Annotated in this window: 12 protein-coding genes; 9 read left to right on the plus strand and 3 right to left on the minus strand. The window is 28.3% G+C overall.

The annotated features are described in order from the left end of the window. Positions 1-3: 3 nt before the first annotated feature. From R4I97_RS08660 to R4I97_RS08670, 3 genes are all read right to left on the minus strand, one after another. Positions 4-984, minus strand: a complete 981-nt coding sequence (locus tag R4I97_RS08660) for a hypothetical protein (RefSeq protein WP_335784654.1) — start codon at positions 982-984, stop codon at positions 4-6. Between the two features lie 106 nt (positions 985-1,090). Beyond that, positions 1,091-1,510: a PepSY-like domain-containing protein gene (locus R4I97_RS08665; RefSeq protein WP_335784655.1), complete on the minus strand. Its 420-nt coding sequence runs from the start codon at positions 1,508-1,510 to the stop codon at positions 1,091-1,093. Positions 1,511-1,529: 19 nt separating this feature from the next. After that, on the minus strand, positions 1,530-1,964 hold the full coding sequence (locus R4I97_RS08670; RefSeq protein WP_335784656.1) for a PepSY-like domain-containing protein: 435 nt from the start codon (positions 1,962-1,964) through the stop codon (positions 1,530-1,532). A gap of 197 nt (positions 1,965-2,161) precedes the next feature. On the opposite strand from R4I97_RS08670, the gene R4I97_RS08675 reads away from it, so the two are divergent. The 9 genes from R4I97_RS08675 to deoC all read left to right on the plus strand — a co-directional run bounded on the left by R4I97_RS08675 (position 2,162) and on the right by deoC (position 13,770). Then, positions 2,162-2,881: an outer membrane lipoprotein carrier protein LolA gene (locus tag R4I97_RS08675; protein ID WP_335784657.1), complete on the plus strand. Its 720-nt coding sequence runs from the start codon at positions 2,162-2,164 to the stop codon at positions 2,879-2,881. A gap of 25 nt (positions 2,882-2,906) precedes the next feature. Next, positions 2,907-4,241: a helix-turn-helix domain-containing protein gene (locus R4I97_RS08680; RefSeq protein ID WP_335784658.1), complete on the plus strand. Its 1,335-nt coding sequence runs from the start codon at positions 2,907-2,909 to the stop codon at positions 4,239-4,241. A 365-nt stretch (positions 4,242-4,606) separates the two neighbouring features. Further along, on the plus strand, positions 4,607-5,929 hold the full coding sequence (gene rimO, locus R4I97_RS08685) for a 30S ribosomal protein S12 methylthiotransferase RimO (RefSeq protein ID WP_335784659.1): 1,323 nt from the start codon (positions 4,607-4,609) through the stop codon (positions 5,927-5,929). A 30-nt stretch (positions 5,930-5,959) separates the two neighbouring features. Further along, positions 5,960-7,744, plus strand: a complete 1,785-nt coding sequence (gene clpX, locus R4I97_RS08690) for an ATP-dependent Clp protease ATP-binding subunit ClpX (protein ID WP_335784660.1) — start codon at positions 5,960-5,962, stop codon at positions 7,742-7,744. A 60-nt stretch (positions 7,745-7,804) separates the two neighbouring features. Further along, positions 7,805-8,374: an RNA polymerase sigma factor gene (locus tag R4I97_RS08695; RefSeq protein WP_014932538.1), complete on the plus strand. Its 570-nt coding sequence runs from the start codon at positions 7,805-7,807 to the stop codon at positions 8,372-8,374. Then, positions 8,371-8,712 carry a hypothetical protein gene (locus R4I97_RS08700; RefSeq protein ID WP_335784661.1) on the plus strand — a complete coding sequence of 114 codons (342 nt, stop codon included), beginning with the start codon at positions 8,371-8,373 and terminating at the stop codon, positions 8,710-8,712. Before R4I97_RS08695 ends, R4I97_RS08700 begins: the two co-directional genes overlap by 4 nt. Positions 8,713-8,862: 150 nt before the next feature. After that, positions 8,863-11,367 (plus strand): ATP-dependent Clp protease ATP-binding subunit, encoded by a 2,505-nt coding sequence (locus R4I97_RS08705; protein WP_335784662.1) that lies wholly within the window; start codon positions 8,863-8,865, stop codon positions 11,365-11,367. Positions 11,368-11,669: 302 nt separating this feature from the next. Continuing rightward, positions 11,670-13,025, plus strand: coding sequence for an MATE family efflux transporter (locus tag R4I97_RS08710; protein WP_335784663.1), 1,356 nt, complete (start codon positions 11,670-11,672; stop codon positions 13,023-13,025). Between the two features lie 94 nt (positions 13,026-13,119). Further along, entirely contained in the window at positions 13,120-13,770 is a 651-nt protein-coding gene (gene deoC, locus R4I97_RS08715; protein WP_335784664.1) for a deoxyribose-phosphate aldolase, read from the plus strand. The last annotated feature ends 34 nt before the right edge of the window (positions 13,771-13,804 follow it).

The following is a 13,804-nucleotide window of genomic DNA, read 5'->3' on the forward strand; positions in this document are numbered from 1 at the left end:
TGTTTACCCCTTATTTAATATTTTTATATAAAATTGAAGCAAATCTTTATCTATTTCCGACATTTTTCTGCCCCATATTTTTATTTCATTCATATCTTCTTGCGTATGCCTCATTATTAAATATGTTGTTAAAAAAGCATATGCAGATAAAAGTTTTGGCGCAGTAGCTTCTCTTAATTTTAACTTTCTATAGTCTGCTTCTAATTTAGATATATGTTTTCTTAATTCAAATTCTTCTTCTTTAGTTAATTCCCTTTTAATATCTAAAATATTCATAAGTTCGCCGTAAGCACTCATCCAAGAGATGATTTCTTCCTGACTATTATTATGAATACCTCTTCTAATGATAATATCTCTAATTTCTCTTACAGCATCTATTGTAATTCTTTCAAATTCTATATCTAAAGGCGCATAAAACAAAGCATCTCTAATATACATTTTTGCTTTTTTTGCGTCTCCTAATATATGATTAATTTGTGCTATATTTGAAAGAGTATTACCATTATAAGGCTCTATCACATTTAAATATTCATAAGCTTTTAATGCTCTTGAATAATCGCCAAGTTCTATAAAAGCATTAGCCAGCAAATGTAATTCATCTTTACCTTTAATTTCTTCTACGTTTTTTTTCATTATTTGCAATATAATGCTATTGTATACGAAATAGTGAATGGCCTTTATTGCTATTAATGTTTCATTGTATGATTTATTCTTTATAAACTCTTCAAATTTTTTATAAGACAAATCTAAAAAATTACAGTATTCTAAATAATCTCCTTTAAAACTTTCTATTTTATCAGCTCTATTAATCCAAAACTTCACGCAAGATATATTTTCGTATAGATTTGGATATTCAAAGTCCATAGACATAATTCTATCCAAATCTTCTATAGAGTCTTGGAATAGACCTTTTTTTAATTTATCTTCTACAATTAAAAAAATATCTTTTACTGTTTCTTTTCTCGAAAATAGTTCATCAGCCATAAATCAAAAAAAGCCCTCCAGTATAAAGATATATACTATTCTATAAAATATAATATAATAGAATAATTTTAAATTGTCAAGTAAGCAATAAGGATAAAATTGCATATTAATCATCAAATTTTTGTCCTAAAAGCTGTCCATTAACATCTATATAAAGTGCCATAGAATTATTAAGTTTTACTTCATATAGATTCCATTTCTTTTTTATTTTTGTTATAGTAGTATTTGGGAATGTTACAGATACTGTATTTGCTACAGTTTTTGGCAATATTTCTGGAGGTACGGCTACATAATTTCCTTCTACTTCTTTCAATTCTCCGTTAATAAAAAACTCTAATTCTACTCCATTTTCAAGCACAATTTCATATTTTTTTCTATCTCTTTCAGCGAGTATGATTCTATTATTTGGAAAGAATTTGTTTATAAAATCTATAGTACTCTTTGGAAGCTCATTAGGATCAACTTTCCAATCATCTGCAGCAAGGACTGAACTAAATATAATTAATAATATAAATACTTTTTTCATTATTATCCTTTTTTATTTATTAATCTGAAATTTTTTGCCCTACAAGCATACCAGAAGAATCTATAAACATGTTGATATGAGTATCTAATGTTATAATATAAGTATTCCATTTCTTTACTATTTTTAGTATATTTGTATTTGGATTAGTTTTATCAATAGTATACATGACATTTTCTGGTATAAAATCAGTGGGTATAGGCTTATCCTTACCATCTACTTCACACCAAATTCCTGTATTATCAAATATTAGCAAAAAATCTTCTTCTAATAATACATGAAAACGATTATTTATTTTATTTATAGTTTTTATATTAGTATTGTTAAAATTATTTTCTATAAAGATTTTTGATTTTTCCGGCAGATTGTCTAATGATATAGAATCATAAGTTAATAATTCAAAAGGAAAAATTACTATAAAAAAGAAACTACTAATTAATACAAATTTCTTAAGCATATTTTTAATATAACAAATTTTTTACAAAATATCAATATTTTATGACATAAACTTTACATTAGGAGGCAGTTTAAAAAAAATATTACTATGTAAATGTAAAATTAAAAATAGCAATATTAACGCTTGTTTTTTATGGTTTTTTGTTATATTATAGGTATAATAACTATTATTTTATTTTTAGGAAAAAGTAGAAAATTATGAAAAAGATATTGGTTTTATTATTTTTATTTTCAGTCTCTTTATTTTCGCAAATAATGACACCTGAGAAAGTTATTAGTATGATGTCAAACAGATTTGCCGCTATGAATAGTTTTTCATCTACCTTTACAGAACGCAATGGAAGTAAAATAAAGACTGGTACTCTCATAAGTAAGAATCCAAATATATTTAAACTTGAATATTCAGGCGGTACTAACAGCGATTCTATATATTGTGATGGTAAAACTTTGTGGATGATATTTCCAAGAAAAAAGGTTGTAAGCGAGCAGACATTGCATTATGGAGATTCTGGTGCTATTTATACAAAGGCAGGAATATCAAGACTTATATCTAAGTATAATATAGATTTTTATTCTGATAGAGCATTAAGACCTGTGAGCAGTTTTGACGGCAGTGCTTTAAATATATCTGGATATAATAGCTCTCAATATACTAGTGATGATAATAGATTGGCTTATCATATGCTTCTTACTCCTAAACAAGCAAGTGTTGATAGAACTGGTTTTCCTACGATACATTTGTGGATTGCTGAAGACGGTATGATTATTAGAATACTTGGGATATCTACTACCAATGTACCTGTAGAATATTTGTTTAAGTCTATTAGATATAATGTTCAATATGATAATAAGACATTTGTACCTGTTATACCTGAAGAGATGCAGGTGTTAAAAGATGGTTTAATATCAGACAATTAAAAAAATTTAAAGGATTTTAAATTATATGGAAACCATAGGACAAATATTAAAAAATGCTAGAGAAAAAAAAGGTCTTACCATAGAAGAATTAGCATCAAGTACATATATTGTTTCTAAATTTATAAAAGCTTTAGAAGATGAACAGTTTGATTTATTGCCGGGAGAGATATATGTTAAAGGGTTTATCAAAAATTTAAGTGATAAGCTTTCATTAGATTCTGATGCTATGATAGAGCGATATAATTTACAAAGAAATGAAAATAAATTTGAAGAAGACTTGTCAAAATCTAGGAAGTTTAAAATATCTTCTAAAAAGAAAGAAGAAAAAATAGAAAATAAAAAAGAGGAAATAAAAGAAACGGAAGAAGATGATTTAAAAAAAATAGAAAATAAAAAAGAAGATATTTCTAAAACTAACAGCAGTATTTCAGTAAATAGTAAAACATATACTCCAAACAGTGCCGAGGCGGAATTATTATATATTACAAAAAGAGATTTAAATAAGCTTAGAAATAAAAAAAGTAAAGCTAATTCTTTTGTACTTATTATAGTTATATTAGCTATATTGGTTATTTTTGCTGTTATATTTTTTAATATAGATAATATAAAATCTATGTTTTCTTCAAGCAGCAATAATAATAAAAGAGAAGTTGAGATAGCAAGGAATATTGTTGATAATAGTGCGAGACAAAATGTAAAACCTGGAGATATTATATATTTTAAGCCGCTTGGTATATCTGCTACTATTAAATTTAATAGTATAGGAAATGTTATTAGAATGAATATTAATGGGCAGGATTTATCTTTTTCTAAGAGCAACCCTATAATATTAGATTTAAATGGGAATGGTATTAATGATTTTAAGATAAGCATAATAGAAGTTTATGATAATTTAGCTACTGTAGAGATGGAAAAACTTGAAGAAAATCAGATGATTAATTCTGCTTACAATAATGAAGAAACTACAAATTATTTAAACGAAAATAATATTACTAATGATATGATTATATCATCAGATGTAAAATTACCTGTAATAGACGGAGAAACTTATATAGAGCAAGACACTGAGAAATCAAATATTAGAATAGAGATAACTGCTAAGCATTTTGTTTATTTGAGATATTTTATTGACTCTGGCGGACCTGCTACTACAAATCTTTTAAGCGGAAAGACATTATATTTAGAGGCGAGAGACGTGATGATGCTTACTATTGGTAATGCGGGGGAGGTTGTTGTTAAGGTTAATGGAAGAATAGTTGATGTGGGAGCTCTTGGAGAGACAGTTAATAAAACCATTAAGTGGACTAAAAACTTAAATGATTCTACTAAATACAATTTGATTATGACTGATACTAAATAATTATTTATTTTATAGAAGATAGTTTAATAAATTTTTTAAATAAATATGAAGAAATTGAAACTGTGAGGTCTAAAAAAAAAATTTTTTTGATATTTCTGGATTTCCTCACTATGAAATAGTTTTTAATAATGTACTTGCTTTTTTATGATATGAATAGAAATGAAATGACAAGAGTATAAATAGTAAATATACCTACTATATAAACATGCAGTTTTTTTGCTTCTTTGTAACAACAAAAGAAGTGGGGGTATGGGGGCTAGTCCCCATAGATTAAAAAACTATTACTTTTTTAATTAATATGATAATTGACATTTTTATTATTTTGAGTATATTTTTATATAATAATTAGAAGAAGGAAATTTAATTTGCAAAACATATATTTACATAGTTTAGGCTGCGAGAAGAATACAGTTGATGGTGAACATATACTTGCCATATTAAATAAAAATGGATACAAGATAGTTGATAATGCCGAGGATGCGGATGTTATAGTTATTAATACTTGTGCTTTTATAGAGGATTCTAAAAAAGAGTCAATAGATGCTATATTTGACCATTCACTTTATAAGAAATATGGTAAATGTAAGAGGCTTATAGTATCTGGGTGCATGAGTGAGAGATATAAAGAAAATTTCATGGAGATGTTTAAGGAAGTTGACTCTGCCATTGGCATACATGATTTGGAAAAGATTTTAACTGCTGTAGAGAAAGACGGTTTTCATGATGCTGAAGAAAATACTACCTATAAAGAGTATGTTGATAGAATAAATACTTCTACAAATTATAGTGCATACATAAGAATAAGCGATGGATGTCATGCTAATTGCAGTTTTTGTGCTATACCTTCAATAAGGGGAAAACATAGAAGCAGAAAAATAGAAGATATAGTTAAAGAAGCTAAAGAATATGCAAAAAATGGTGCTAAAGAAATAAATTTAATAGCTCATGAAACTACGTATTATGGTTATGATATATATAAAAAATTAGCACTTCCTGATTTATTAAAAGAGCTTTCTGTTATTGACGGCATAGAATGGATTAGGGTTCTTTATCAAAATCCTGTTGTTTTAAATAAAAATATAATAGATGCTATGTTTAAAACAGAAAAAGTTGTTCCTTATTTTGATATACCTTTGCAGCATATAGATAAAGATATATTAAAAGATATGAACAGAGGAAATAGAGGATATTCTTTTTATAAGGATATGATAAATTATATTAGAAGCTATGATGAAAATGCGGTTATAAGAACTTCTTTAATTGTAGGTTTTCCTGGGGAGACTGCTGAGAGCTTTAAGAAATTGGCAAGATTCGTAAAAAAGATGAAGCTTGATAGGGTTGGAGTTTTTACATATTCTGAAGAAGAAAATACTAATGCATTACTTATTAATAAAAAGAAAATTAGTAAAAATAGAAAGTTAATGCTAAGAGATAAACTTATGAGGATTGCTCTTGAGGTATCTGAGGAGAGGCTTTCGAGGTTTATAGGGAAAACTATAGATGTACTTATAGAGAAGAAAGAGGAAGATAAATTTATCGGCAGAAGCAAATATGATGCTCCGGAAGTTGACGGATTTGTTGAGGTATATTTTGATAAAAAGAATGTTGATAATATCAATATTGGCGATATAGTAAAGGTAAAAATAGTGCATAATACAGAGTATGATTTAGTTGGTAATTTGGAATAAGTGTTTTGTGTATAAATTAAAGGAAAATTAATGAAAAAAAACAATAACAAGGAATATAAGAATAGAGAAGAGGCTTTTAGAGATTATTTTGAAAGCGTGAGTAAAATTGTATATACATTAAACTTGATATCTGATAGAAATGATATGACAAGAAGACTTTCTAATAATATCAATAGGGTATTGGGTTATGATGATGAAACTATTATTAATGATGAAAAAGTTTCAAACAACAATAATGATGAGATAGCTATATTAATAGATTCTATAAAAAAAGATTTAAAAAAGATACATACATTTAAACAATATAATTTTAATATAGAAAGATTCATAAATGAGTTTGAATTAAATGATGATGAGAGATTTATTTTATATTGTTTAATTACTTATACGATTTATGGGGATTCTATGTCTGCCATATCTGTAAGAAGAATATTAGAACTCATTACAATGGATGCAGATATTTATATTAATAAGTATCATTATTTTGACAGTAAAAGTAAATTAATGTCAAGCGGCATACTTGTTTTATCTCATGAACCTTATTCAAGTATTGGTCTTTTAGAAGTGTCTAATACTTTAATTACATTTGTTAATTCAAAGATAGTTTTTGCTTTTTTAGAGAAAGAAAGCTATGATTTAATATTAGATATTACAAACAAAGAAAATTATATAGATACAAAGTCTAAAAAGAAGATTATAAAAGAGCCAAGAATATTAACACCAAAAGAGATAGTTTCCGAACTTAATAAAACAGTAATAGGTCAAGATGATGCCAAGAAGGCATTGTCAGTTCATGCTTATTTACATTGTTTAAGAATTAATGGAAATAAAGATATACCATTTAGGTCAAATATTCTTATGATAGGACCTACTGGAGTTGGTAAAACATATTTAGTAAAAACGTTAGCAGATATTTTAGGCTTACCGTTTGCTCGTGCAGATGTTACTACACTTACAGAAACAGGCTATGTTGGAGATGATGTTGAGGTTGTATTGTATAATCTTTATAAGAAGGCTAATGGTGATTTAGATAAAGCACAGCATGGTATAGTATTTTTAGATGAGGTAGACAAAATAGCAAAAGCCGATGCTCATCAATCTACCACAGGTAATCCTTCAGACAAGGCTGTTCAAGAGGCTTTGCTTTCTATGATGAATGGTGAGGATATTAGAGTGCCTGAGTTTGGCGACAGAAGAATGATGCATTCAAGCGACGGAATTGTTATGAATACTAAAAATATTTTATTTATTTTCGGCGGTGCTTTTGTTGGGCTTGAAGATATTATAAAGATGCGTCTTAAAGGGGAGAGCAGTTTAGGATTTGGTTCTAATGCGGTTGTAAATAAGCTTCAGAAGAATAAAATACTTAGTCAGGTTGATGTGAAAGATGTAGAAAAATATGGTATGATACCAGAGTTTATAGGAAGAATACCAATAATTGTAACTTTAAATGAGCTTACTAAAGATAATTTAAAAGATATATTGCTAAAAACTAAAGAATCACCTATAATAAAATATGTAGATTTCTTTAAGAGTATAGGAAAGAAGCTAATATTAACAGATGATGCTATAAATTATATAGTAGATAAAGCTTCTACTATGAATATGGGAGCAAGGTCATTAAAAAGTATAGTTGAAACTGCAATGGTAAATATACTTTTTAATTTAGATGGTATAAAGGGAAATGCTTTAACTCTAACTAAAAAGGATATAGAGAAAGCATTTGAAGAGAGGGAGGTAGTAATTTCAAGCGATAAAGATTTTATTAAAAAGAATAATATAGGGTTAAAAGAAGATAAAACTTATATGGCTTGATTTTACTTAAATGTTTAAAATCTGTTTTATATATGTAAACAGTAATGGAGTTGGCAAATAATGATGACAAAAGAAAAAGAATTATTAAAAGATTATGAATTAATAGAAGCCCACAAAAACGGCGATAATGAAGCTTTGGATATTTTACTTACTAGGTATAAAAATTATATCTTTAATATATCCTATCGTTTTATGCATAACTATGAAGATGCTATGGATTTAACTCAAGATGTTTTAATACGCGTTTATAAAGCTATAGGAAGATATGAAGAGAGAAACTATTTTAAAGGTTGGTTATATAGAATAATTAGCAACACTGCTATTAATATGTATTCTAAAGCTTATAGGCGTGAGTCTCCTTATCTTGAAAAATTAGAGGTTGTGGACGATAAGAGGTATAATACCGAAAAAGAATATGAAAGAGTATATTTGCAAGAGAAAATATACACAGCTTCTAGCAAATTGAAAGGAAAGCAAAGAGATGTATTTATTTTGAGATATTATGAAAATTATTCTTATAAAGAGATAGCTGATATTTTAAATATATCTAGTGATTCTGCTAAGAGTAATTATTCTTATGCTCTCAAAAAAATGAAAACTTTGTTAGAAAAAGAAAGGACTCTTTTATGAAATTACATGAAATGATGCAATTTAAAAGGAAAATTGAAAGAAAAAGGAATTATTTCAATTTAAATAACTTGCCGGATGATGAATGGGCTCGTATGTTAAGTAGGGCTAAAGTAGAGAGTACTGTAGTGAAAAAGGAGAATACTCTTTTTAGTTATATGTATTCTATGATGTGTTCGAGGAAGCTTTCATTTGTTTTATCTATGGCTATAATTGCAGCATTGATTTTATCTTTTTTATACGCTAATCCTAGTGTTATAAAAAATAATGAGTTGGATAGTATTAATACAGCTTCTACTAATAGAAGAAATGTACCTGTTATTAATGTATCTAGGTTGTAATTTTTTCTAAAAGTATTGTAATATATAGTAGAATTGTATATATTGTTTTAATATGCAATTCTATTTTTTTATAAGCTTAGTTTTTTTATATCCGATAAATATTGAAAAAAAGAAGTATAATATATAAATTTATGATTATAGGAAATAAATATGTCTTATCCATTTCGTCTTACTAATAAAGCTATAAGAATATTAGACTTACATTCTGTAGAAGAAGCTAAGAGATTAAATCACGACATGCTTACTCCAGAACATGTTTTATTAGGAATATTTCATGAAACAGATTCAATAGTTGTTAATGTTTTAAATAAATTAAAAATAGATATAGAAAAGATTAAATTTGATATAGAATCTTCTATGGTAAAATCTACAAGCAACACTAAATTATTTGGTAAGATACCTCCATCTCCGCGTATTCAGCATTTAATAAGCAGAGCGGCAGAAGAGGCTAAATCATTAGGAGATAATTGTATAAGCACAGAACATTTGCTCCTTGGTATTTTAAAAGAGGAAAACGGCATAGCATATAATGTACTTACTGGATATAATTTAGATTTAAAAACATTAAGACAAGAGATGATGAGAATTAGAGGAAAGTCTGGCTCTTCATCAAATATTTCCGAGGCTATTTCAAACAATATACAAGAAGATAATACAGCAAGAACTCCTACTTTAGATAAATTCGCCCGTGATTTAACTAAAATGGCAAGAGAAAAGGCATTAGATAGAGTAATAGGCAGAGAAAATGAGGTAATGAGGGTTGTACAGATACTTTCAAGAAGAAAGAAAAATAACCCTATATTATTAGGAGAGCCGGGTGTTGGTAAGACAGCTATAGTTGAAGGATTGGCAGAAAAGATTGTTTCTACTGATGTGCCTGATATATTGTTAAAAAAAAGGGTTTTGAGTTTAGATTTATCTTCTGTTGTTGCTGGCACTAAATATAGGGGCGAGTTTGAAGAGAGAATAAAAAACATTGTAATGGAGATAAAAAAAGTTGGTAATATTATAATATTTATAGATGAGCTTCATACTTTAATTGGAGCAGGAGGAGCAGAGGGAGCTTTAGATGCTGCCAATATGCTTAAGCCTGCACTTTCACGCGGAGAGATTCAATGTATTGGTGCTACTACAATCAATGAATATAAAAAGTATATAGAAAAAGACGGTGCTTTGGTGAGAAGATTTCAGCCTATAAATGTTGAAGAGCCTTCTATTGAAGACACTATAGAAATATTAAATGGAATAAAATCTAAATATGAAGAGCATCATAAAGTAAAATATACTGATGGGGCTATTTATGCTTCTGCTGTATTAAGTAAAAGATATATATTTGAAAGACATTTACCAGATAAGGCTATAGATTTAATTGATGAGGCAGGTTCAAGGGCAAGACTTATGAATATGGTTAAGCCTCAGGAATTAAAAGATTTAGAAAATAAAATAAAAGAGCTTAATCAGGAAAAAGAGACTGTTGTAAAAAATCAGATTTTTGAAGAGGCTGTTAAATTAAGAGATACTATAAAATCTTTGCAAGAGGAATTGGATAAAAAAGAAGCTGAGTGGAGAAGTGAGAGAGATAAAACAGAGACAATTATTAATGAAGATGATATAAGACATGTAATATCAGAAATTACAAATATACCAGTAAAAAGATTATTAGATTCTGAGAGTAAAAGACTTATTGGCATGGAAGATGAGCTTCATAGTAAGATAGTTGGACAAAAGGAGGCTATATCATCTATATCAAAAGCTATAAGAAGAGCAAGAGCTGGATTAAAAAGCACTAAAAAACCGCTTGGAAGTTTTATATTTTTAGGTCCTACTGGTGTTGGTAAAACTGCTTTAGCTAAGGTGCTTTCAGAGTTTATGTTTGGAGATAGTGATGCTCTTATAAGAATAGATATGAGTGAGTTTATGGAGAAGTTTGCAGTAAGCAGACTTATTGGAGCTCCTCCGGGATATGTTGGCTATGAAGAGGGAGGCGGACTTACAGAAAAGGTTAGAAGAAAACCTTATTCTTTAATACTTTTTGATGAAATAGAAAAAGCCCATCCAGACATCACAAACATACTTTTACAGGTGCTTGAAGAGGGTCAGCTTACGGACAACTTCGGAAGAAAGGTTGATTTCTCTAATACTATAATTATTATAACAAGCAACTTGGGGGCAAGAGATATTGTTAAAGGAACTTCTTTAGGATTCAATGCTATTGGAAGTGAAAAAGATATTAATGACATGAAAAACTTTGCTATGGAAGAATTAAAGCAGAATTTCAATCCTGAGTTCTTAAATAGAATAGATGATATTATAGTATTCCATACACTTACAAAAGAAGATTTAAAAGATATTATAGAGATTATGCTTAGAGAGTTGAATGAAGCTATAAAAGATAGAAATATTTTTATAAGTTTAACTGATGAGGCAAAAAATTATATAATAGATAAAGGTTTTGATAAGAAGTATGGTGCAAGAAGTTTAAGACGTGCTATACAAAAAGAAGTTGAAGATTATATTAGTACAGAGATACTTTTCGGGCATATTGAAGAGGGCGATAATATTAATGTTGATTCCAATGGAGAATCATTGATATTTAATATTGAAAAAGTAAAGAACTATACAGAGGATACGGTAGAAGAGCTGTCTAAGAGTTGATTGTTAAGAGCTCCAAATATTAATTTATTTGGGGCTTTTTTATGGGATATTAATTATACTTAGATAAATAATTTTTGTTTATTTTTATATTTTGTATATGTTTAGAAAAAAGCAAAAGTTTTGATTATATGTAATTTAACTTCTTTTTTAAAATGCAGTTTTTTTGCTTCTTTTATATCAATAAAAGAAGTAGGGGTGTGTACCCTAAGGGCACGCTTCGCAGGGGGCAAAGCCACCACAAATAAAAAACAAATCTAATATATTTTTTAATTATCAAACTAAAATAATTGTATGAGGTATATATGATTGATAAAAAAATTGATGTGTTTGAGAACTATCCTGTTTATAAGGCATTAATTACATTAGCACTTCCCACAATACTCGGAATGCTTGTGAATGTGTTTTATAATATGGTTGATACATTTTTTGTAGGCAAAACAAATGACCCTAATCAGGTTGCTGCTGTTTCTTTAACTATGCCTATATATTTGGTTCTTATGTCTTTTGGCTCTATATATGGTATAGGGGGAGCTTCATATATATCCAGATGTTTGGGTTCTAAGAATTATGATAAAGCGAAGAAGGTTTCATCTTTTGTATTTTATGCGAGTGTTGCTACTGGTTTAGTATGTATGATAATATTTTTTGTGTTTTTAGAAAATATATTAAAATTATCTGGAGCTAGTTCTAACACTTATGTTTTTGCTAAGGATTATTTGCTTATAGTTGCCATTGGGGCTGTATTTGTGGTTTGTCAAATGTCTATGGGGCAGGTTGTGCGTTCTGAGGGTGCTTCTAAGGAAGCTATGTTTGGAATGATGCTTGGAACGGTGATAAATATTATACTTGACCCTATAATGATACTTTATATGAATATGGGGGTTGCGGGTGCTGCTTTGGCTACTATAATAGGAAATGCTTGTTCTTTTTTCTATTATACTTTTTACATACTCAAAAAAAGCACTTTTCTATCTATAAAGATAAAAGATTTTTTAATTAGCAGCGATATATTAAGCAATGTATTTTCTATTGGTTTTCCTGTGTTTATGAACAATGTTCTCATAAGTGTGGCGAATATTTTGATTAACAATTTTGCTTCGAGGTATAATGACAACGTGGTTGCTGGGCTTGGAGTTTCTCAAAGAATATTTACGCTTGTGTTGTTGGTGTTTATAGGTTTAGGGCAGGGGGTACAGCCTTTTATAGGATATAATTTTGCTTCAAAAAATTATAAGAGAATGAATGCTTCTATAAAACTTTCTTGTTTGTTTAGTTTTATTTCTGGTGTTTTATTTTTAGTTATTGCTTTTATATTTTCTAAAGAGTTAATTAGAATTTTTATAGATAATGATGAGGTTATAGAATATGGTTCTAAGTTTTTAATAGCGGCTTATTCGGTAGCTCCTATTATAGGTTTTCAATTTGTATTTATGTCTACATTTCAGGCATTAGGAAAAGCTTTGCCGTCTTTAGTGCTTTCTATATGCAGGCAAGGGTTAGCATTTGTTCCTGCTATATACATAGGTACTAAATTTTTTGGTATAAACGGCATAATATGGTCGCAGCCTATAGCGGATATTGCTTCTATACTTTTATCAGCTATAATGTATATTTACATATATAGAAAGGTTAAAAGAAACTCGACAGGTGCTATATAATTGTTTTTTATATAAATTTTTATATATAATCGAAAAAATAAATTTGACAAAGTATATAATATTTTATATCCTAATATATAGAGGTATATAAAAAATGGATAATCTTAATCAATTAATAGATCATACTATATTAAAAGCAGATGCTACTATAGATGATATAAGAAAATTATGTATAGAAGCTAAGGAGCATAATTTTTATTCTGTATGTGTTAATTCAGCTTATGTTAATGTTGCATATAATTTTGTTTTGCATTCAAATGTTAAAGTTTGCTCGGTTGTTGGTTTCCCGCTTGGGGCTATGATTAAAGAGGCTAAGGCTTATGAGGCTAAGTTTGCCATTGACAGCGGTGCTGATGAAATAGATATGGTTGCCAATATTGGTTTTTTAAAAAGCAAAAAAATAGATTTGTTTGAAAGAGACATTAAAAAAGTAAGAGATGCTTGCCATGCTGCTGTACTTAAAGTTATTATAGAAACTTGTCTTTTAACTGATGAAGAGAAAGTTTTAGCTTGCAAGATAGCTAAAGAGTTTGGGGCTGATTTTGTTAAGACTTCTACTGGATTTTCTACAGGAGGAGCTACAGAGCATGATATTGAAATTATGAGAAAGGCTGTTGGAGATGATATAGGGGTTAAAGCTTCTGGCGGCATAAAAACTTATGAAGATGCTATAAAGATGATAAATGCAGGAGCTAATAGAATAGGTACTAGCAATGGCGTTACTATAATGAAATCTTTAAAATAATTTTCAATATTTTTAATAAAATAAAAAATCAAGG

Origin of the sequence: Brachyspira pilosicoli, from assembly GCF_036997485.1 — a bacterium.
In the GTDB taxonomy this organism is placed as follows: domain Bacteria; phylum Spirochaetota; class Brachyspiria; order Brachyspirales; family Brachyspiraceae; genus Brachyspira; species Brachyspira pilosicoli_C.

Coding starts and splice junctions, on each gene's coding strand:
- R4I97_RS08705 (WP_335784662.1), top strand. CDS start 8,863: ATGTCTTATCCATTTCGTCTTACTAATAAAGCTATAAGAATATTAGAC.
- deoC (WP_335784664.1), top strand. CDS start 13,120: ATGGATAATCTTAATCAATTAATAGATCATACTATATTAAAAGCAGAT.
- R4I97_RS08680 (WP_335784658.1), top strand. CDS start 2,907: ATGGAAACCATAGGACAAATATTAAAAAATGCTAGAGAAAAAAAAGGT.
- R4I97_RS08675 (WP_335784657.1), top strand. CDS start 2,162: ATGAAAAAGATATTGGTTTTATTATTTTTATTTTCAGTCTCTTTATTT.
- R4I97_RS08700 (WP_335784661.1), top strand. CDS start 8,371: ATGAAATTACATGAAATGATGCAATTTAAAAGGAAAATTGAAAGAAAA.
- R4I97_RS08665 (WP_335784655.1), bottom strand. CDS start 1,510: ATGAAAAAAGTATTTATATTATTAATTATATTTAGTTCAGTCCTTGCT.
- R4I97_RS08670 (WP_335784656.1), bottom strand. CDS start 1,964: ATGCTTAAGAAATTTGTATTAATTAGTAGTTTCTTTTTTATAGTAATT.
- R4I97_RS08695 (WP_014932538.1), top strand. CDS start 7,805: ATGATGACAAAAGAAAAAGAATTATTAAAAGATTATGAATTAATAGAA.
- R4I97_RS08660 (WP_335784654.1), bottom strand. CDS start 984: ATGGCTGATGAACTATTTTCGAGAAAAGAAACAGTAAAAGATATTTTT.
- clpX (WP_335784660.1), top strand. CDS start 5,960: ATGAAAAAAAACAATAACAAGGAATATAAGAATAGAGAAGAGGCTTTT.
- R4I97_RS08710 (WP_335784663.1), top strand. CDS start 11,670: ATGATTGATAAAAAAATTGATGTGTTTGAGAACTATCCTGTTTATAAG.